This is a genomic window from Rhodococcus antarcticus (assembly GCF_026153295.1).
Lineage (GTDB): Bacteria > Actinomycetota > Actinomycetes > Mycobacteriales > Mycobacteriaceae > Rhodococcus_D > Rhodococcus_D antarcticus.
Genome location: NZ_CP110615.1, coordinates 875,513 through 893,481, shown reverse-complemented (window position 1 = coordinate 893,481; position 17,969 = coordinate 875,513). Strand labels below are relative to the sequence as shown.

The 17,969-nt window shown below is 74.7% G+C and carries 20 protein-coding genes; 7 read left to right on the top strand and 13 right to left on the bottom strand.

The features are described from left to right. Positions 1 to 18: 18 nt before the first annotated feature. From RHODO2019_RS04430 to rsmD, 13 genes are all read right to left on the bottom strand, one after another. Positions 19 to 669, bottom strand: a complete 651-nt coding sequence (locus RHODO2019_RS04430) for a potassium-transporting ATPase subunit C (RefSeq protein WP_265383809.1) — start codon at positions 667 to 669, stop codon at positions 19 to 21. A gap of 5 nt (positions 670 to 674) precedes the next feature. Beyond that, a complete protein-coding gene (gene kdpB, locus RHODO2019_RS04425; protein ID WP_265383808.1) occupies positions 675 to 2,765 on the bottom strand; it encodes a potassium-transporting ATPase subunit KdpB in 2,091 nt (696 codons plus the stop codon). Next, positions 2,762 to 4,444, bottom strand: a complete 1,683-nt coding sequence (gene kdpA / locus RHODO2019_RS04420; RefSeq protein ID WP_265383807.1) for a potassium-transporting ATPase subunit KdpA — start codon at positions 4,442 to 4,444, stop codon at positions 2,762 to 2,764. The genes kdpB and kdpA overlap by 4 nt, the downstream gene beginning before the upstream one ends. Beyond that, on the bottom strand, positions 4,444 to 4,539 hold the full coding sequence (gene kdpF / locus RHODO2019_RS04415; protein ID WP_265383806.1) for a K(+)-transporting ATPase subunit F: 96 nt from the start codon (positions 4,537 to 4,539) through the stop codon (positions 4,444 to 4,446). The genes kdpA and kdpF overlap by 1 nt, the downstream gene beginning before the upstream one ends. Positions 4,540 to 5,158: 619 nt before the next feature. After that, positions 5,159 to 5,332 (bottom strand): PadR family transcriptional regulator, encoded by a 174-nt coding sequence (locus tag RHODO2019_RS04410; RefSeq protein ID WP_265383805.1) that lies wholly within the window; start codon positions 5,330 to 5,332, stop codon positions 5,159 to 5,161. 94 nt (positions 5,333 to 5,426) lie between these two features. Beyond that, positions 5,427 to 6,512 (bottom strand): flavin monoamine oxidase family protein, encoded by a 1,086-nt coding sequence (locus RHODO2019_RS04405; protein ID WP_265383804.1) that lies wholly within the window; start codon positions 6,510 to 6,512, stop codon positions 5,427 to 5,429. 37 nt (positions 6,513 to 6,549) lie between these two features. After that, positions 6,550 to 7,443 (bottom strand): bifunctional DNA-formamidopyrimidine glycosylase/DNA-(apurinic or apyrimidinic site) lyase, encoded by an 894-nt coding sequence (gene mutM, locus RHODO2019_RS04400; RefSeq protein WP_265383803.1) that lies wholly within the window; start codon positions 7,441 to 7,443, stop codon positions 6,550 to 6,552. After that, positions 7,436 to 8,236 (bottom strand): ribonuclease III, encoded by an 801-nt coding sequence (gene rnc / locus RHODO2019_RS04395; RefSeq protein WP_265383802.1) that lies wholly within the window; start codon positions 8,234 to 8,236, stop codon positions 7,436 to 7,438. The genes mutM and rnc overlap by 8 nt, the downstream gene beginning before the upstream one ends. A gap of 39 nt (positions 8,237 to 8,275) precedes the next feature. Next, positions 8,276 to 8,455 carry a 50S ribosomal protein L32 gene (gene rpmF, locus RHODO2019_RS04390; RefSeq protein ID WP_265383801.1) on the bottom strand — a complete coding sequence of 60 codons (180 nt, stop codon included), beginning with the start codon at positions 8,453 to 8,455 and terminating at the stop codon, positions 8,276 to 8,278. Positions 8,456 to 8,457: 2 nt separating this feature from the next. After that, entirely contained in the window at positions 8,458 to 9,126 is a 669-nt protein-coding gene (locus RHODO2019_RS04385) for a YceD family protein (protein WP_265383800.1), read from the bottom strand. A gap of 110 nt (positions 9,127 to 9,236) precedes the next feature. Then, positions 9,237 to 9,938 carry a DivIVA domain-containing protein gene (locus tag RHODO2019_RS04380; RefSeq protein ID WP_265383799.1) on the bottom strand — a complete coding sequence of 234 codons (702 nt, stop codon included), beginning with the start codon at positions 9,936 to 9,938 and terminating at the stop codon, positions 9,237 to 9,239. 88 nt (positions 9,939 to 10,026) lie between these two features. Continuing rightward, on the bottom strand, positions 10,027 to 10,524 hold the full coding sequence (gene coaD / locus RHODO2019_RS04375) for a pantetheine-phosphate adenylyltransferase (RefSeq protein WP_265383798.1): 498 nt from the start codon (positions 10,522 to 10,524) through the stop codon (positions 10,027 to 10,029). Further along, the gene (gene rsmD / locus RHODO2019_RS04370; RefSeq protein WP_265383797.1) at positions 10,521 to 11,087 is read right to left on the bottom strand and encodes a 16S rRNA (guanine(966)-N(2))-methyltransferase RsmD; all 567 of its coding nucleotides are present in this window, start codon (positions 11,085 to 11,087) and stop codon (positions 10,521 to 10,523) included. The genes coaD and rsmD overlap by 4 nt, the downstream gene beginning before the upstream one ends. A gap of 63 nt (positions 11,088 to 11,150) precedes the next feature. Here rsmD and RHODO2019_RS04365 point away from each other — a divergent pair, with 63 nt between their 5' ends. Genes RHODO2019_RS04365 through RHODO2019_RS04335 form a run of 7 tightly spaced genes read left to right on the top strand, consistent with a single transcriptional unit; the run spans position 11,151 to position 17,964 of the window. After that, the gene (locus tag RHODO2019_RS04365; protein ID WP_265383796.1) at positions 11,151 to 12,965 is read left to right on the top strand and encodes an acyclic terpene utilization AtuA family protein; all 1,815 of its coding nucleotides are present in this window, start codon (positions 11,151 to 11,153) and stop codon (positions 12,963 to 12,965) included. Then, positions 12,962 to 14,485 carry a CoA transferase gene (locus tag RHODO2019_RS04360; protein ID WP_265383795.1) on the top strand — a complete coding sequence of 508 codons (1,524 nt, stop codon included), beginning with the start codon at positions 12,962 to 12,964 and terminating at the stop codon, positions 14,483 to 14,485. The genes RHODO2019_RS04365 and RHODO2019_RS04360 overlap by 4 nt, the downstream gene beginning before the upstream one ends. 40 nt (positions 14,486 to 14,525) lie before the next feature. Beyond that, positions 14,526 to 15,107, top strand: coding sequence for a hypothetical protein (locus RHODO2019_RS04355; protein ID WP_265383794.1), 582 nt, complete (start codon positions 14,526 to 14,528; stop codon positions 15,105 to 15,107). Continuing rightward, complete coding sequence (locus RHODO2019_RS04350) at positions 15,104 to 15,715, top strand: hypothetical protein (RefSeq protein ID WP_265383793.1); 612 nt, start codon at positions 15,104 to 15,106, stop codon at positions 15,713 to 15,715. Before RHODO2019_RS04355 ends, RHODO2019_RS04350 begins: the two co-directional genes overlap by 4 nt. Beyond that, entirely contained in the window at positions 15,702 to 16,223 is a 522-nt protein-coding gene (locus RHODO2019_RS04345) for a hypothetical protein (protein ID WP_265383792.1), read from the top strand. Before RHODO2019_RS04350 ends, RHODO2019_RS04345 begins: the two co-directional genes overlap by 14 nt. Beyond that, positions 16,220 to 17,527: a cytochrome P450 gene (locus RHODO2019_RS04340; protein ID WP_265383791.1), complete on the top strand. Its 1,308-nt coding sequence runs from the start codon at positions 16,220 to 16,222 to the stop codon at positions 17,525 to 17,527. Before RHODO2019_RS04345 ends, RHODO2019_RS04340 begins: the two co-directional genes overlap by 4 nt. Then, on the top strand, positions 17,524 to 17,964 hold the full coding sequence (locus RHODO2019_RS04335) for a hypothetical protein (RefSeq protein WP_265383790.1): 441 nt from the start codon (positions 17,524 to 17,526) through the stop codon (positions 17,962 to 17,964). Before RHODO2019_RS04340 ends, RHODO2019_RS04335 begins: the two co-directional genes overlap by 4 nt. Positions 17,965 to 17,969 lie beyond the last annotated feature (5 nt).

Genomic DNA, 17,969 nt, shown 5'->3' with positions numbered 1-17,969 from the left:
CCGTGCGGGGCTCCCGGCTCAGGACCCGGCGCAGCGGGGGGCGGTGAGCCCCAGCGCGACGTTGAGGGCCGGCACGTCCACCCGCTCCTGGCCGAGGAACCCGAGCTGGCGGCCGTCGGTGTGCTCGGCGACCAGGGCGGTCACCGCGGCGGTGGTCGTGTCGTTCTCGCGAGCGACCCGGGCGACCTGGATCCGCGCGTAGGCCGGGCTGATCTGGGGGTCGAGGCCCGAGCCGGAGCCCGTCACGGCGTCCACCGGAACCCGGGCGGGGTCGACGCCCTCGCGGTCGGCGACCACCTGGCGCCGGATCACGATGTCCGCCGCCAGCGTCTCGTCGTTCGGGCCCTGGTTGCTGCCCCCGCTGGAGGCCGGGTCGCCGGGGGCGGTGGCCGCCGCGGTGGGGTCGGTGGCGGTGGGGTCGCCCTTGACGCGGAGGTGGAAGTACGGGTCGGGAGCACCGGCCACCACCTGCGGGTCGACGCCGAGCAGCGCGCTGCCGACGACGCAGCCGGAGGCGTCGGTGAGCGGGGAGCCCTCGGCGGAGCTGGAGCCGATCCGGCTGACCCCCCACACGAGGGCCGGGTAGACCAGCCCGGTGATGACGGTGAGCAGGAGCAGGACGCGGAGGCCGGCTCCGGTCTGGCGCAGGAGCGAGGAGGCGAAGCGCATGGTGTTCAGCCGATCCCGGGGATGAGGCGGACGAGGAGGTCGATGACGTAGATGCCGGCGAAGGGCACCACCACACCGCCGAGGCCGTAGACGGTGATGTTGCGCTGCAGCATCTTCGCGGCCGTGGTGGGTCGGTAGCGCACCCCCTTCAGCGCGAGCGGGATGAGCCCGACGATGACGAGGGCGTTGAAGATGACGGCCGAGAGGATCGCCGACTCGGGGCTGGAGAGCCGCATGATGTTCAGCGAGCCCAGCGCCGGGTACACACCGCTGAACAGCGCCGGCAGGATCGCGAAGTACTTCGCGAGGTCGTTGGCCAGGGAGAACGTGGTGAGCGCGCCGCGGGTGATGAGCAGCTGCTTGCCGATCTGGACGACCTCGATGAGCTTGGTGGGGTCGGAGTCCAGGTCGACCATGTTGGCGGCCTCCTTGGCCGCGGAGGTACCGGTGTTCATGGCCACGCCCACGTCGGCCTGGGCCAGCGCCGGGGCGTCGTTGGTGCCGTCCCCGGTCATGGCGACCAGCCGGCCACCCTCCTGCTCCGTGCGGATCAGGGCGAGCTTGTCCTCGGGCGTGGCCTCGGAGAGGACGTCGTCCACCCCGGCCTCGGCGGCGATCGCCGCGGCGGTCAGCGGGTTGTCCCCGGTGACCATGACGGTGCGGATGCCCATCTCGCGCAGCTCGGCGAACCGCTCGGCGATGCCGGGCTTGACCACGTCGGAGAGCTGGATGACGCCCAGCACGCGCGCCGCTCCGGAGCCGTGCTTCTCCGCCACCACCAGCGGGGTGCCGCCACGGTTGCTGATCGTGGTGACCGCGCCGGTGACGTCGGCAGCCGTGGAGCCCCCGTGCTCCACGACCCAGGCGATCACCGAACCACTGGCACCCTTGCGGACCTCGATACCTGGCAGGTCGAGGCCGCTCATCCGGGTCTGCGCGGTGAAGGGGACGAACTCCGCCCGCAGCTCGTGGGCGGTGGCCTCGGAGGGAAGACCGTGCTCGGCGGCGCAGAGGTCGATGACGCTGCGTCCCTCCGGGGTCTCGTCAGCCAGGCTCGACAGGCGGGCGGCGCGGGCCAGCTCGGCCGGCTCCACGCCGCCCACCGGAACCAGCGCGGTGGCACGCCGGTTGCCGAAGGTGATGGTGCCGGTCTTGTCCATCAGCAGGACGTCGATGTCGCCGGCCGCCTCCACCGCACGTCCGGACATGGCGAGCACGTTGCGCTGGACCAGCCGATCCATCCCGGCGATGCCGATGGCCGAGAGCAGCGCACCGATCGTGGTGGGGATGAGGCAGACCAGCAGCGCGATCAGCTTGATCGGGTCCTGGGCCCGTCCGCCGTAGAGGGCCATGGGGCCGATCGACACGACGGCGAGCAGGAAGACGATCGTCAGCGAGGCGAGCAGGATGTTCAGGGCGATCTCGTTCGGCGTCTTCTGCCGGGCCGCACCCTCGACCAGGGCGATCATCCGGTCGACGAACGACTCCCCCGGCTTCGACGAGATCTGCATGACGATCCGGTCGCTCAGCACGGTGGTGCCGCCCGTGACGGCGCAGCGGTCACCGCCGGACTCGCGGATGACGGGCGCCGACTCCCCGGTGATCGCGGACTCGTCCACGGTCGCGATGCCCTCGACGACGTCGCCGTCCCCGGGGATGGTCCCGCCGGCCTCGACGACGACGCGGTCACCCAGGGTGAGCTCGGTGCCGGGGACCTCGGTCTCGGTGCCGTCCTCGCCCAGGCGGCGGGCGATCGTGTCCTTCTTGGCGGCGCGCAGCGTAGCCGCCTGGGCCTTGCCTCGTCCCTCGGCGACCGACTCGGCCAGGTTCGCGAACAGCACCGTGAACCACAGCCACGCGGCGATGAGCCACGCGAACACCGACGGGTCCTTGACCGCGAGCACGGTGCTGAGCGCGGACCCGACGAGCACCACGAACATGACCGGGTTGCGGGCCTGGTGGCGCGGGTCAAGCTTGCGGAACGCCCCGGGCAGCGAGGTGAGCAGCTGGCGGGGGTCGAAGAGCCCGGAGCCGACCTTGCCCTCGGTGGGCGTGGACGAGGGGGAAGGTGCGTCCTGCAGCGCGGTGCTGCTCATGCGAGTGCCTCGGCGATCGGGCCCAGCGCCAGCGCCGGGAAGAAGGTGAGGGCAGCGACCAGGACGACGACCCCGACCAGGAACCCGCTGAACAGCAGGCCGTGGGTGGGTAGCGTCCCGGCCGTGGCCGGGATCTTGCGCTGGGCCGCCAGCGAGCCGGCCAGCGCGAGGGTGAACAGGATCGGCAGGAACCGGCCGAGCAGCATGCAGATCGCGAGCGAGGTCTGGAACCAGTCGCTGGTGACCGTGATGCCGGCGAACGCGCTGCCGTTGTTGTTCGACGCCGAGGCGTAGGCGTAGAGCACCTCGGAGAAGCCGTGGATCGAGCCGTTGGAACCCGGGTCACCGCTGTTGCCCTGGGCGCTCAGGGTGCTGGGCAGCGCCACGGCGACCGCGGTGCCGATGAGCACGAGCGCGGGCATGACCAGCACCGAGAGCGCAGCCATCGTGATCTCGCGCCGGGCGATCTTGCAGCCCAGGTACTCCGGGGTGCGCCCGACGAGCAGGCCACCGATGAACACGGCGATGACGGCGAGCACGAGGATCCCGTAGAGACCGGTGCCCACCCCGCCCGGCGCGATCTCGCCGAACAGGATGTTGAGGGTCAGCGCGCCGCCCCCGAGGGCGGAGTAGCTGTCGTGCATCGAGTTGACCGCACCCGTGGACGTCCCGGTGGTGCTGACCGCGAACAGCGTGGAGCCGGGGATGCCGAAGCGCACCTCCTTGCCCTCCATCATCGCGCCGGCGAGCCTGCCCGCGGTGCCGCTGGCGGAGGACTCGGCGAGGGTGGTGGCGGTGAGGATCGCCGCCCACAGGAAGGTCATCACGCCGAGGATCGTGCAGCCCTGCCGCCTGTCGCCGACCATGGTGCCGAAGGTCCGCGTGAGGGCGACCGGGATCAGCAGGAGGGCGATGATCTCAACGATGTTGCTCAGCGGGGTCGGGTTCTCGAAGGGGTGGGCGGAGTTGGCGTTGAAGATGCCACCGCCGTTGGTGCCGAGCTCCTTGATCGCCTCCTGCGAGGCGACCGGCGCCAACGGGTTCACCGCGGCGCTGCCGTCCAGGCCGGTGGAGGCGAAGCTCGTGTGGAAGGACTGGATGACGCCCTGGGTCAGCAGGACCAGCGCGACCACGAACGCCAGCGGCAGCAGGATCCGGGTCACCCCGCGGACGAGGTCGGACCAGAAGTTGCCGATGCGTCCGCCGCCCGTGCCGAGGAAGCCGCGCACCAGCGCCACCGCCACGGCCAGACCGACCCCGGCGGAGACGAAGTTCTGCACCGTCAGCCCGATCATCTGGGTGAGGTTGGCCATCGTCGACTCGCCCGCGTAGGACTGCCAGTTGGTGTTCGTGACGAACGAGATCGCGGTGTTGAACGCGACCGCCGGGCTCACCGCGGGGAGACCGTTGTTCATCGGCAGCAGGTCCTGCACCCGTTGGAGGAGGTACAGCAGCCCGATGCTGGCGAAGGAGAAGCCCAGCACGCTCGCGGCGTAGGCGCCCCAGGTCTGGTCGGTGTCCGGGTTGATCCGGGTCGCCCTGTAGAAGCCGGACTCGATGCGCAGGTGCCGGGCAGAGGTGAACACGCGCGCCATGTGGTCACCGAGCGGGACGTACAGCAGGGCGAGCACGCCGACGACGGCCGCCAGCTGGAGGGTGGCGGCCAGGGCGGCGTTCATCAGAACCTCTCGGGGTCGAGCAGCGCCACCAGCAGGTAGACCACGAGGGCGGCGGCGATGACCAGCAGGACGATGTTCTCCGCCACGCCCGTCACCGGCCCTGCAGGGCGCGCAGCACCAGCGCGCACACCCCGAAGCCACCGAGCACCACCAGGACGAAGGCCAGGTCGGCCATGTGCGGAACCCCATCCATGTCAGCACAGCGCCGGTCGTGGCGCTGCGTTCGTGGCGACTGTGCCCGCGGCGCGGGACCCTGGCGTCGGCCCTGACGCGTCGTTGACCCCGGGCGCGTGCCCTTGACGCGTTCTTGACGCGGAGGGCGGACCCCGGGGCCGTGGCCGGTCGTGGCGCCGCCCGGCCCCGGGCCCCGGCCCGTCGTTCTCGGCCCCGGCCCGTCGTTCTCGGCCCCGGCCCGTCGTTCTCGCACACCGATCGGCTTCCGGCTTCCCCACGACCGCTCACCCCCGTTCGGTGTGCGCGAGCGACGGTGCCACGGCGGGCCCCACCCCGTGGTCGTCCCGTGACGGGGCATCGGGCTACCCCGGGGGGGCTGCGGATCGCGCCCAGCACCAGCACGGCGGCGAGCACGGCACGCAGCACCCACCACGCGGGGCGCCGCGCCCGCAGCAGCTCGAGCACGGCGGGTGGCAGCGCTGCCACCACCCGTTCCCACCCCCTGCTCGCCGCCCTCGTCGCTGGGCACCACGTAGGACGTCAGCACGCGTTGAACAGCCGCCGCAGCGTGCCGTAGAGCGACGCGTCTCCCACCTCCTCCAGACCGGCGTCGCGCAGCCGACGGACCACCTGGTGGCCGTACCCGTCCTCGCGCTCGAGCACCGCCAGCACGGCCAGGTGGAGCACCCCCTTGAGCAGCTGCGTGGTGTCCATCCGTACCCCTGCGGTCCGCTCCGGTGTGACGCGGTGAACGCGTACCACGCGATGCGCGGTACTGGCCAGAGCGCACCATCGGCGCGGTCCCCGGTCAGGCCCGCGCGCGGAGGATCGCCCGCGCGGCCGCCGTCCCCGCGCCGAGGGCACCCTCGAGGTGGCCGGCGTGGGTGGTCGCGCTCTCGGTGGAGGCCCAGTGGATCCGCCCGCCCACCGGGACCTGGAGCTCGGGCGCGCCGAAGCCGGCGGAGGTGGCGTGCCGGGCCGGCGCCCGGGGCGTGGTGAAGCGCTCGCGGCTCCAGTCGGTGACGTGGACGTGCAGCGGGTCCTCGGCCGCCGGACCGAACAGCCGGACGAGCTGCGCACCGAACGCCGCAGCCACCTCGGGGGTGCCGACGCCGGCGAACCGGTCCGCGGGGGCGAAGCCGAACAGGGCCGCCGGGGCCCCGCCGGGACCACAAAGGTCGTGGAGCTCCTGGAAGGGACCCTGGTGGCTGATCGCCGATCCCGACATCCCCACAGCCCGCCAGAAGGGGCGCTCGAACACCGCCACTGCCTTGACCGTGCTCCCCATCCACACCGCGATCGACTCCGCGCCGGAGCGCACCCCCTCGGGCAGCGCCGGGACGAAGCGGATCTGCTCCACCGCCAGGGGCGGGGGCACCGCCAGGACGACGTCCGCGGCGGTGAGCACCCCGCTGCGGTGCTCGACCCGGACGCCCTGCCCGGTCAGGGTCACGGCGCTGGCCGGCTCCTCGAGGCGGAGCGCGCCCGCCGGGAGCCGGCCGGCCAGTCGGCGGCACATCTCCTGGGCCCCGGGCACGATGCGGCCCGACGGAACGTCGATCGGGTTGCCCGCGAGGCGCTGCGGCCCGCTGCCGACGGGCTCGAACAGCGCGTCCCCGGCCAGGTGCTGGGCGAAGGTGCCGATGCCGAGCTCCTCCAGCAGGGACCGGACCCGAGCCTCGCCCGGCCAGAACCAGCTGGCGCCCAGGTCCACCGGCCCGTGCGGGGTCCCGACGCTGTGGGCCCGTCCGCCGACACGGTCACGGGCCTCGAGCACGGTGACGCTGCGCCCCGCGCCGCTGAGCAGGTCGGCAGCGGCGAGCCCGGCGGTCCCGGCGCCGATGACGACGACGTCGCGGTGGTCCGGGCGGTCGGCGCTGCCGTCGTGGGTCACCCGGGCAGCCTGCCGTGTGCGGTACGGCGTCGCGACCTCAGCGCCGGCGCCGCGGAGGTGGCTGGCAGTGCGGGCAGCTGAACGAGCTGCGGTTCATGAACTGCTCCCGCACGATCGCCGCGCCGCAGCGGGCGCACGCGCGGTCCTGCTGGCCGTAGGCGTCCAGGGACCGGTCGAAGTAGCCCGACGCGCCGTTCACGTTGACGTACAGCGCGTCGAAGCTGGTGCCGCCCTGGGCCAGGGCCGCGGTCATCACCTCGGTGGCGGCCCCGATCACGGTGCGCACCTGGGGCCGGCTGATCACGTCGGTGGGGCGGCGGCCGTGCAGCTGCGCCCGCCACAGGGCCTCGTCGGCGTAGATGTTGCCGATCCCGGAGACCAGCGTCTGGTCCAGCAGCGCGCGCTTGAGCTCGGTGCGTCGCTTCCGCAGTGCCGTCACCACGGCCTCCAGGTCGAAGGCGGGGTCCAGGGGGTCGCGGGCGATGTGGGCCACCGGGCGCGGCAGCCACGCGCCGTCCACCTCCACCAGCGGCTCCACCGCCCAGCCCCCGAAGGTCCGCTGGTCCACGAACCGCAGCTCGGGGGCGTCGGGCTCCCCGTCGTGCGGGCGCAGCCGCACCCGGATGCGCAGGTGCTTCTCGTCGGGGGCCCCGGCCGGCTGCACCAGCATCTGCCCGCTCATGCCCAGGTGCACCACCAGGGCGGTGCGGTCGCGCTGCGCGGGGCCCTCCACCTCCAGCCACAGGTACTTCCCGCGGCGATCGGCCGTGAGCACCCTGGCGCCGGTCAGCTGGGCGGCGAGGTCGTCCGCCCCGGCCACGTGGCGGCGCACGGCGCGGGGGTGACGGACCTCGACGGAGGTCACGATCCGCCCGAGGAGGTGCTCGGCCAGGCCGCGCCGCACCACCTCCACCTCGGGGAGCTCAGGCACCGGCCGGTGCGCCCCCGTCGGTCCCGGGCCCCAGCTCGGACCCCGACTCGGTCCCGGGCTCCAGCTCCGGCTCGGTCCCGGGGTTCCCCACCGAGAGCGCACGCCACGCCGAGGAGGCCGCCTGCTGCTCAGCCTCCTTCTTGCTGCGGCCGGTGCCGGTGCCCAACGAGTCGCCCACCACGAGCACCTGCGCGGTGAACTCCTTGAGGTGGTCGGGTCCGTCCGAGGTCACCTCGTAGACCGGGACACCGAGACCGCGCTCGGAGGTCAGCTCCTGCAGGCTCGTCTTCCAGTCCAGACCGGCGCCGAGCAGCGGACCCTCGGCCAGCAGGGCGGCGAACAGGCGGTCCACCACGCCACGGGCCGCGTCGATGCCGTGCTCCACGAACACCGCACCCAGCAGGGACTCCGTCGCGTCGGCGAGGATCGACGTCTTGTCCCGTCCCCCGGTGAGCTCCTCGCCGCGCCCGAGGAGCAGGTACCCGCCGAGGCCCCCGTCGCCGATGGCTCGAGCGACCCCCGCCAGCGCGTGCATGTTCACCACGCTGGCGCGGATCTTGGCCAGCACCCCCTCGGAGAAGTCCGGGTGCGAGCGGTAGAGCCGCTCCGTCACCGCGAGCCCCAGCACCGCGTCACCCAGGAACTCGAGCCGCTCGTTGGTGGGCAGTCCGCCGTTCTCGTAGGCGAACGAGCGGTGGGTGAGGGCGAGCGTCAGCAGCTCGGCGTCGAGCTGCACACCGAGCGAGTCCAGCAGGGGCCCACGATCGGTCGCTGCTCCGGCTTCGCGCTTCACCCGGACCGCTGCTCCGTCACCACCCCGACGCTCGGCCGGTCAGACCGCGGTGACCTGGCGGTTGTTGTACGTGCCGCACGCGGCGCAGGCGGTGTGCGGGAGCTTCTGCTCACCGCACGCGCGGTTGGGGCAGGTGATGAGGGTGGGCACAGTGGTCTTCCACTGGCTGCGACGGGCCCGGGTGTTGGCTCGGGACATCTTGCGCTTCGGGACAGCCACGACTACTTCTCCTCGACATCGGGTGCGGCACCGTGTTCGGTGCCGCCGTGCTGGGTGGTGGAACGGGCGGGGGACGCCACGCTGACGGCGTCCTGCGGGCCGGGCGCGTCGGGATCCGCGAACTTCGCCGCGAGCGCCGCCCACCGGGGGTCCATCGTCTCATGCCGGTGGTCCGGACCCACAACCGCGAGCCGCTCGCCGCACTCCGAGCACAGCCCGGCGCAGTCGTCGTCGCACAGCGGCTGCAGCGGGAGGGCCAGCGCGACGGCGTCGGTGATCGCCTCCTCGAGGTCCACGAGGTCGTCGAGGACGCTCCGGGTCTCGTCGTCGGGGTGGGCAGCCTCGGTGGTCGCGCTCGGGTAGGCGTACAGCTCGGTGAGGTGCACCGACACCGGGTCGCTCAACGGCTCGAGGCAGCGCGAGCACTCACCCTCCGCCACACCGGTGACGGTGCCCGTCACGAGAACGCCCTCCACGACGGACTCCATGCGCAGGTCCAGCACGAGCTCGCCCCCCTCGGGCACGGCCACCAGGTCGAGGCCGATCCGGCGCGGGGACGGGACCTCGCGGTGCACCGGCCGCATCGAGCCGGGGCGGCGGCCCAGCTCGCGGGTGTCCAGGACGAGCGGCGCCGCGGCGTCCAGGCGTCCCTCGTGTCGGTGTGCAGCCATGACGGTGGGTCGTTCTCCTCGCGAGGTGGGGGTGCTGCCGAACCGGCAACCACACCACGGTACGTGAGGCCGGGTCTCCCACGAAATCGTCGGCCGCGGACCTCGGCCCGTCAGCTGCGGTAGTCGGGTGCGCCGTTGCCGGAGCGCAGCTGCTGACGACCGCGGGTGACGGTGCGCAGCGTGCCGGTCAACGTCTCCTCGAAGCTCGCCAGCGTGGCGTCGACGTACACGTCGCACTCCCCGCGAAGGCGGTCGGACTCGGCGTGGGCCTCGTCGATGACCCGGGCCGACTCGGCGTGCGCAGCCTGGACGACCTCGGTCTGCGACACCAGGCGGGCCTGCTCCGTCTCACCATCGGCGACCGAGCGCTCGTAGGAGGCCCGCCCCGCGGCGACGGCACGCTCGGCCTCGGAGCGCGCGCGGGTGGTGACCTGCTCGTACTCGCGCTGCCCGGCGGTGACGGTGCGCTCGGCCTCGGTGCGGGCCTCGGCGACGAAGGCGTCGGCCCGGGCGCGGGCCTCGGCGACGATGCGGTCGGCCTCGGCGCGCGCACCGGCGACGGTGCCCTCCGCCTCCGAGCTCGCCCCGGCGACGGTGGCCTCGGCGGAGGCGCGGGCCTCGTTGATCATGCCGTCGCGGTGGTCCAGCACGTCCTGGGCGTCGTCGAGCTCGCCGGGGATGGCGTCGCGCACGTCGTCGAGCAGCTCGAGCACGTCACCGCGCGGCACGACGCAGCCGGCGGTCAGGGGGACGCCGCGCGCCTCCTCCACGATGGCGACGAGCTCGTCGAGCGCCTCGAAAACCCGGTACACGACACTCCCCGATCATCCGCTGGTTGCTGGGGGCCCAGTCTGCCCGGGCACCGACCGCGCCCGGCGCAGGTGCGCGGGCGTGTCGGTCTCAGTCCTGCGCGACCGACGCGTTGAGCGCCAGGCGGTCCAGCAGCTGTCCGTGCACCTTCTCCGGGAGGAGGTGGGAGACGTCGCCCCCGTAGGTCGCCACCTCCTTGACCAGCGAGCTGGAGAGGAAGCTGTACAGCGGGTTCGTCGCGATGAACATGGTGTCCACCCCGGAGAGCCGCTGATTCATCTGCGCCATCTGCAGCTCGTAGTCGAAGTCGCTCACCGCACGCAGGCCCTTGACGATCGCCTTGAGCCCGTTGGCCGTCGCGTAGTGCACGAGCAGGCCGTGCCAGGAGTCGATCCGCACGTTGGGCAGGTGAGCGGTGGACTCGGTGAGCATGTCGATGCGCTCGTCCACCGTGAACAGGCTCTTCTTGCTCTTGTTGATCATCACCGCGATGACGACCTCGTCGAACAGAGCCGAGGCCCTGTCGATCACGTCGAGGTGGCCGTTGGTGACCGGGTCGAAGGAACCCGGGCAGACCGCGCTGCTCATGGGCCGGGACGGTAACAGGTGGCCATCTCGATCCTGGTGTCGCCGTAGCGCTTGCCCCAGGTGGCCTCGAGCCCGGTGGGCCACACCGTGTCCGGCGAGCGGCCGGCCCGCTCCAGCACGACGAGCGCGTCCTGGGCGAGCCACCCGTGCTGGAGCAGCGCGGCGAGGACCCCGGCCACGGCAGCGTCGGTCACGGAGTACGGCGGGTCGAGCAGGACCAGGTCGTAGGGGGTGTCCGCAGGCTGCGCCAGGACGCTGGCCACCGGGGCGCGACGCACCGCGGCCCCGGCCAGGCCGACGGCGTCGACGTTGGCCGCGGCCACCGCGGCTGCGCGGGCGTCGGACTCCACGAGCAGCAGCCGCGACGCCCCCCGCGAGAGCGCCTCCAGCCCGAGCGCGCCCGAACCCGCGTAGAGGTCGAGCACCCGGGCGCCGTCGAGGTCGGTGCGGGACTCCAGCGCGCTGAACACCGCCTCCCGCACCCGCTCCGAGGTGGGTCGGGTGCCCTGGGCCGGCACCTTGAGGCGTCGGCCACGGGCGGAGCCCGCCACGATCCGTGTCACCGGTCGATCCTCCCACCCGCCGGAGACGGCCCCTCCCGGCGACCGAGGTGGTCTGATGGCTCGGTGAGCACCACCGAGGAGACCCCCACGGACCGTCGCCCGCTGCGGGTGGCCGGCTTCTCCGGCTACCTGGGAGACCGGGCCAGCGCCCTGGCCGAGGTGCTGGCGGGCGACCCCGTCGACGTCCTCGTCGGGGACTACCTGGCCGAGGTCACCCTGGCCGCGCTGGTCGGCCGCACCCGGGCCAGCGGCGGCGCCGGGTACGTGCCGGGCTTCCTCGACCAGCTGCGACCACACCTCGGCGTCCTCGCCGACCGGGGGACCAAGGTGGTGGTCAACGCGGGCGGGCTCGACCCGGCGGGCATGGCCGCGGCGGTCCGCGAGCTGGCCCGCGCGGCCGGGGCGGAGCTGCGGGTGGCCCACGTCGAGGGCGACGACCTGCTCGCCCGGCTGCCGGAGCTGCACGCGCAGGGCCACGGGATGGAGCACCTGGACAGTGGCGCCCCGCTCAAGGACTGGGCCCTGACCCCGGTCGCGGCGAACGCCTACCTGGGCGGGTTCGGCATCGCGGCCGCGCTCACCGCCGGGGCGGACGTGGTGATCTGCGGGCGGGTCACCGACGCCTCGCTGGTCGTCGGTCCGGCGGTGTGGTGGCACGGATGGGCCCCCGACGACTGGGACGCGCTCGCGGGCGCGGTCGTTGCCGGTCACCTCGTGGAGTGCGGACCGCACTCCACCGGCGGGAACTTCTCCGGGTTCCGGGCCGTGCCCGGGATGACCGCACCCGGCTTCCCCGTCGCCGAGGTGGCCGCGGACGGCACCGCCGTCATCACCAAGCACGCGCGCGACGGCGGCACGGTCACCGTGGACACCGTCACCGCGCAGCTGCTCTACGAGATCCAGGGCCCGCGCTACCTGAACCCCGACGTCACCACCCACCTCGACGACGTCACCCTGACCCAGGTGGGGCCGGACCGGGTGGCCGTCGGCGGCGTCGTCGGCTCGCCCCCCTCGCCCACCACCAAGGTCGCCGTGTTCGCGCCGACGGGCTTCGTCCGCGCGACCACGGTCTACCTCACCGGCCTCGACGTGCCGGCCAAGGTGGAGCTGCTGCGCGCCCAGCTCACGGCGCTGCTGGACCCGGGTGTGCAGGTCGAGCTCACCCCGCTGGGGCGGCCGGTGCTGGACCCGGCGACCCAGGACGAGGCCACCGTGGCGGTCCGCGTGGTGGCCACCGGGCCGGACGCGGAACCGCTGGGCGAGGACTTCCTGGCCGCGGTGGGCAGCCTGTTCCTGGGCAGCGTGCCGGGCTACTACATCGACACGGTGGCCGACCGTGCCCGGCGCGCCCGGGTCCGGGTGGACTACTGGCCCGCCCTGCTCGCCGGCGACGTGCCCCGGCACGAGGTGGTGCTCGCCGACGGCCGCCGCCTGCCGGTGCCGCCACCGCCCGCCACCCGCGAGAGCCGCCAGCCGGTGCACCCCGAGCCGGTGGGCCCGGCGACCACCGGGTCCACCACCCGCGCGCCGCTCGGGGTGCTGGTGCACGCACGCAGCGGGGACAAGGGCGGCAACAGCAACATCGGCCTGTGGGTCACCGATGACCGGGCCTGGGAGTGGCTGCGCCGCACCGTGACCACGGCGCGGGTCCGGGAGCTGTTCGGCGAGGCCGCGCACCTGGAGCTGGTGCGCCACGAGCTGCCCCGGCTGCGCGCGGTGCACCTGGTCGTCCGTGGGCTGCTGGGCACCGGGGGTTCGTCCAACACCCGGGTGGACCAGGTGGGCAAGGCCGTGGGCGAGCTGCTGCGCGCCCGGTGGGTGGACGTGCCCGACGAGCTGCTCGCCACGCTCCCGCTGATCACGGAGGTGCCCCGGTGACCATCGACCCCCTGGCGGACCGGCTGACCGAGGCGCTGGCCCACCCGGCCACCGACGACGCCTTCGACCCGCACGCAGCACTGGCGGAGGTGCTCGCGGGGATCGGGCTGCGTGCCGCGGACGCCGGGGGCCGGATCGACGTCGTGGGCGCGGACCCGGTGGTGCCCAGCACCCTGCGCCTGGGCGGGGCCGCGGGCGTGGCGCTGCTGGCGAAGTCGGTGTCCGTCGCCGCCCTGCACCGGGCCCGCGGCGGAGCCGGCCAGGACCTGTCGGTGGACCTGCGCGTGACGCCGCACCGGTTGTGCCCGTTCTACGACCGGCGCTGGGAGCTGCTCAACGGCTACCCACCCGGTGCCCCGGCCACCGCCGGCACGGGCTTCGGCTTCCGCTTCACCCGGACCCGGGACGGTCGCTGGGTGATGCCGCTGAACCCCTACCCCGCGATGTCGGTGGCCGCGCAGCGCCTGCTGGGCGTGCCCGACGACAAGGACGCCGTGGCGCGGGCGGTCGCGGGCTGGGACGCCCACGCGCTCGAGGAGGCCGCCGTCGCCGCGGGCGTGGTCTGCCCCGTGCTGCGCACCACCGGTGAGCTGCTGGCCGAGCGCCACTACGCCGAGGGGCTGCGCGACCTGCCGCTCGTCGAGATCACCCGGGTGGGCGACGCCCCGCCGGAGCCCCTGGGCCACCACGACGACCCGCTCGGTGGGGTGCGGGCGCTGGGCATGGGTCACGTCATCGCCGGGGCCGGGGTGGGCCGTGCGCTCGCCCTGCACGGCGCGGACGTGCTGAACGTCTGGCGGCCCGACGAGATCGAGCACGACTCCACGTACACCACGGCCAACGTCGGGGTGCGCTCGTCCACCGTGGACCCGCACTCCACCGACGGGCGCGCACTGCTGCGCGGGCTGCTGGTGGAGTCCGACGTGTTCTACGCCAACCGACGCCCCGGTGCGCTGGAGCGGATCGGCCTGGGCTGGCAGGAGGCCGTGGCGGCACGACCGGGTCTGGTGCACGCCACCGCCTCGCTGAACGGGCCCCGGGGACCGTGGGCCGACCGCGTCGGGTTCGACCAGAGCGCGGGCAGCCTCGTGGGGATGATGGGCCTGGAGGGCGGCGACGGTCCGCCGCGGCTGCCCCCGATCCTGGTGGTGAACGACTACATGGTCAGCTGGCTGCTCACCGCGGGCGTGGTCGAGGCGCTGCGCCGCCGGGCCACCGAGGGCGGCAGCTGGCGGGTGCACGTCTCCCTCACCCGGGCCGCGCTGTGGGTGCTCTCCCTCGGTGTCTTCGACCGCGGCTACGCCCACGAGATCGCCGGGACCGGGGGCGAGCACGCCTACCTGGACCCCGAGACCTTCACCGCCGACACCCCGCTCGGTCGCTACCAGGGGGTCACCGAGCAGGTCCGGATGTCCGGCACCCCGGGTCGCTACTCCCCCGTGCTCGTGCCGCGCGGGTCGTCGCGGCCGGAGTGGCTGCCCCGCGCCCGACCGCACCCGCGCCACACCCCTGCGGGCTAGCCTCGGGCCGACCAGCGGTCGAGCGGGAGGGGTGGCGCACGTGTCGGACCCCGCGACGCCGACCCCGGAGCCGGCCGCCCGGCGCGACCTCGGCACGGGCGCGATCGTCCTCGCTGCGGTGCTCGCCCTGCTGGCCCTGGCGAGTCCCGTCGCCACCACCCGCTCCGCCGACGGCACCGGCAGCGCCACGGCGACCTCCGGCTGGTTCGGCGACCTGGTCAGCACCGACGGCACCGGTGCGCGGACGGTGAGCGCCGGCGCCGTTCCCGCCTTCGGGTGGGTGGTGCTGGCGGGAGTGGTGCTGCTCGGGGTGGCCGTCGCGCTGCGGCTGCGCGTCGGCCGGTCCCCGGCGACCGCCGTGCTGGCAGCGGGGTGGCTGGTGGCCACCGGCGTGCTCGTGGTGCTGCACACCGCCGCCCGGGCGGCACGGCTGCGCGACGTGCTCGTCGAGGTCGTGCCCGGCCAGGTGGTGCTGACCGGGTCGGCGGGACCCTGGCTGCTCGTCGCGTCCGGCGTGCTGGCGGCGGTGGCTGCGCTCGCCCCCCGTCGCACCCCCCGCCCGGCCCGGGTGCCGCCTCCCCCGCTGGCCGTGTGGCAGCCCGTGACACCGAGCTCGCCGTGAGCTCTCGGCTGCTGGCCACCGCCCTGCTCGTCTCGGCGGTGGCCGGGTCCGGCTGGGTGGCCGCCACCGCGGTGGGTCCCCCGGGGGACTCCGTGACCACCACGGCCCCGAACGCCTCGCCCGGGTGGACGCTGGTCGTGCTGGACGCGGCGACGGGGCGGACCTCCGGGGTGTTCGCCGGCCCCGGCGACGGCCCGGCCGTGGTGCCGGGCTTCGGATTCACCGAGAGCTACCTCTCCCAGCTCCGCGCCGCCCAGTCCCTGCGCAACGGCACCCTGCTCTCCAGCGTGACCGGCCCGGACGTGCGGACCGACTCCAGCCTGAGCCCGGCCGGCGGGGCGGGCGACGGGCTGCGGCCGGTGCTCGCGGCGCTGGCGGGGCTGGGCCTGGTGGCGGCGGTGCTCGGCGGGGCGGGACGGCACGGGCGACGGTGGACCCCGCGCGCAGCCGCGGGCACGGCGGTTCTCGCCGCCGGTGGGCTGGCCGCGGTGACCGCCGTGGTGGGGGTGCTCGGCTGGTGGTCGCCCGTCCTGGCCGCCAGCGGGCTGGCGGCGGGCCTGGGCGCGGTGCTGCTGCGCCGGGAGCGGGTGCGCGGTGCGCCGGCCTGACCGTCTCGCCCTGCTCGGGGTCGCGCTGCTGCTCGCCGGGGCCGTGCTGGCCGGCGTCACGGCCCTCGCCACCAACGACCACACCGGGGTGCCGCAGCCGCAGGCCACCGGCCCCGTCCTCGTCCCGTCCGCGGAGCTCGGCGCCCCCTCGTCGCGCCGCTACGCCGAGGGTCCGGCCGGAGCGGTGGCCCCCCTGGCCCTCCTGCAGGCCAACCAGCGCGACTCCGCGTACGGCTCGTCCCTGTTCCTGGCCCAGGACGTGCCCGCCGCGCCGCCGGGAGCCCCCCAGTCGCTCGGGGTTGCGGCGCTCGTCCTCGCGCTCGGCACCGTCCTGCGACGGTTCGCCGGGGGACTCGTCGCCGCCGGTGCCGGCGTGCTGGGGGCCACCACGCTGGTGGTCGGCCTCTCGGGGGGCGGGGTGGCCCCGCTCGTGGCCGCCTGCGTGCTGGTGGTGGCCGGAGGGCTCCTCGTGCGCCGGCACGACGCGGGAGCAGGATGGCGCGCATGAACGCGCGCAGAGCGGTGCGGTGGACCTTGCAGCACGGCCTGGCCCGGCGGGTGCTCACCCGGGCAGCCCGGCAGGGCGACCCGCAGGCGCTGCTCATCATGGACGCGGACACCCGGGCCCACCCGTACGCGCTGCACGACACCGTCCGCGCCGCCGGGCCCCTGCTGCGCGGACGACTGTCCTGGGTCAGCACGAACCACGCCGCCTGCAAGGAGGTGCTGCGCAGCGACGACTTCCGCACCGGGCCCCCCGAGACCCCGCTGTCCGGGCTGGTCGCGCGCCTCGCCGAGTGGTCGGCCGGCCAGCACGTGCTGCACCCGGTGGAGCCGCCCTCGCTGCTGGCCGTGGACGGGGAGCAGCACGCCCGCTACCGCCGCCTGGTCTCCCGCGTGTTCTCCGCCCGAGCCGTCGAGGCCCTGCGCGGGGACGTCACCCACACCGCGGGCCGGCTGCTCGACGAGCTCGCGGCCAGCACCACCTCCGAGGTCGACCTGGTGGAGCGCTACGCCACCCTGCTGCCCCTCACCGTGATCTCGGACATCCTCGGTGTCCCCGAGGCCGACCGCCCCCAGGTGCTCACCTTCGGCGCGGGCGCGGCACCCAGCCTGGACGTGGGGCTGAGCTGGTCGGAGTTCAGCCACGTGGACACGAGCCTGCGTGCCTTCGACGCCTGGCTGGGCACCCACCTGCAGCGGCTGCGCGAGAACCCCGGCACCGACCTGCTCAGCCAGCTCGTGGTGGCCACCGACGACGGACGACGGCTGTCCGAGGACGAGCTGCGCGCCACGGCCGGCCTGCTGCTCGCCGCCGGGTTCGAGACCACGGTCAACCTGATCGGCAGCGGCACCGAGCTGCTGCTGCGCCACCCCGACCAGCTGGCCCGCCTGCGCGCCGAGCCCGAGCGCTGGGGCAACGCCGTGGAGGAGGTCCTGCGTCACGAGTCGCCCGTGCAGGTGACGGCCCGGGTGGCGGTGCGCGACACCTCGGTCCAGGGGGTGGCCGTGCGCAAGGGCCACCTCGTGGCCACCATGCTGGCCGGGGCCAACCGCGACCCGGCGGTGTTCACCGACCCGCACGTGTTCGACGTGGACCGCGCCAACGCCCGGGAGCACCTGTCCTTCTCCGCGGGCCGGCACTTCTGCCTGGGGGCCGCGCTGGCCCGCATCGAGGGCGAGGTGGGGCTGCGCGCCCTGTTCGAGCGGTTCCCGGACCTGGCCCTGGCACCGGGCGCCCAGCGCCGGCCGACGCGGGTGCTGCGCGGGTGGGAGCGACTGCCCGTGCGCCTGGGCACGCTCGTCGGGTGACCCGATCCGACCTCCTCGTCGTGGTGGTGCTGCTGCTCAGCGGGGTGGGCACGGGGTCGCTGGCGATCCTGGCGGCGGTGTCCGCCCCGGGGGCCGAGGTGGTGGCCGCCGCTCCGGACGAGATCGTCCCCGCCCCGTCGGACCGCGACATCCTCGCGGCCGCCGCCGCCGGCTCGACGGTGTCGGTGGAGCGCGACGCCGCGGGCGCGCTGGTCATGGTGCTGCCCGGCCGCTACGACGCCCGCACGGTGGAGCAGGTGGTGCCCGCCCCGGCCGCGCCGCCCCCGGGCACCGCCCTGCTGCTCGGGCTGGGCTCCGGCCTGCTGCTCCTCGCCGCCGCGGCGCGGGTCCGCACCAGGACCGCCCGGGTGGGGCTGCTCGCGGCGGCGGCGGCGGGGTGCTGCGGGGCCGTCGGGCTGGTGGTCCTGCTGTCCTGAGCCGG

Coding starts and splice junctions, on each gene's coding strand:
- RHODO2019_RS04430 (WP_265383809.1), bottom strand. CDS start 669: ATGCGCTTCGCCTCCTCGCTCCTGCGCCAGACCGGAGCCGGCCTCCGC.
- kdpB (WP_265383808.1), bottom strand. CDS start 2,765: ATGAGCAGCACCGCGCTGCAGGACGCACCTTCCCCCTCGTCCACGCCC.
- kdpA (WP_265383807.1), bottom strand. CDS start 4,444: ATGAACGCCGCCCTGGCCGCCACCCTCCAGCTGGCGGCCGTCGTCGGC.
- RHODO2019_RS04410 (WP_265383805.1), bottom strand. CDS start 5,332: ATGGACACCACGCAGCTGCTCAAGGGGGTGCTCCACCTGGCCGTGCTG.
- RHODO2019_RS04385 (WP_265383800.1), bottom strand. CDS start 9,126: ATGGCTGCACACCGACACGAGGGACGCCTGGACGCCGCGGCGCCGCTC.
- coaD (WP_265383798.1), bottom strand. CDS start 10,524: ATGAGCAGCGCGGTCTGCCCGGGTTCCTTCGACCCGGTCACCAACGGC.
- RHODO2019_RS04340 (WP_265383791.1), top strand. CDS start 16,220: ATGAACGCGCGCAGAGCGGTGCGGTGGACCTTGCAGCACGGCCTGGCC.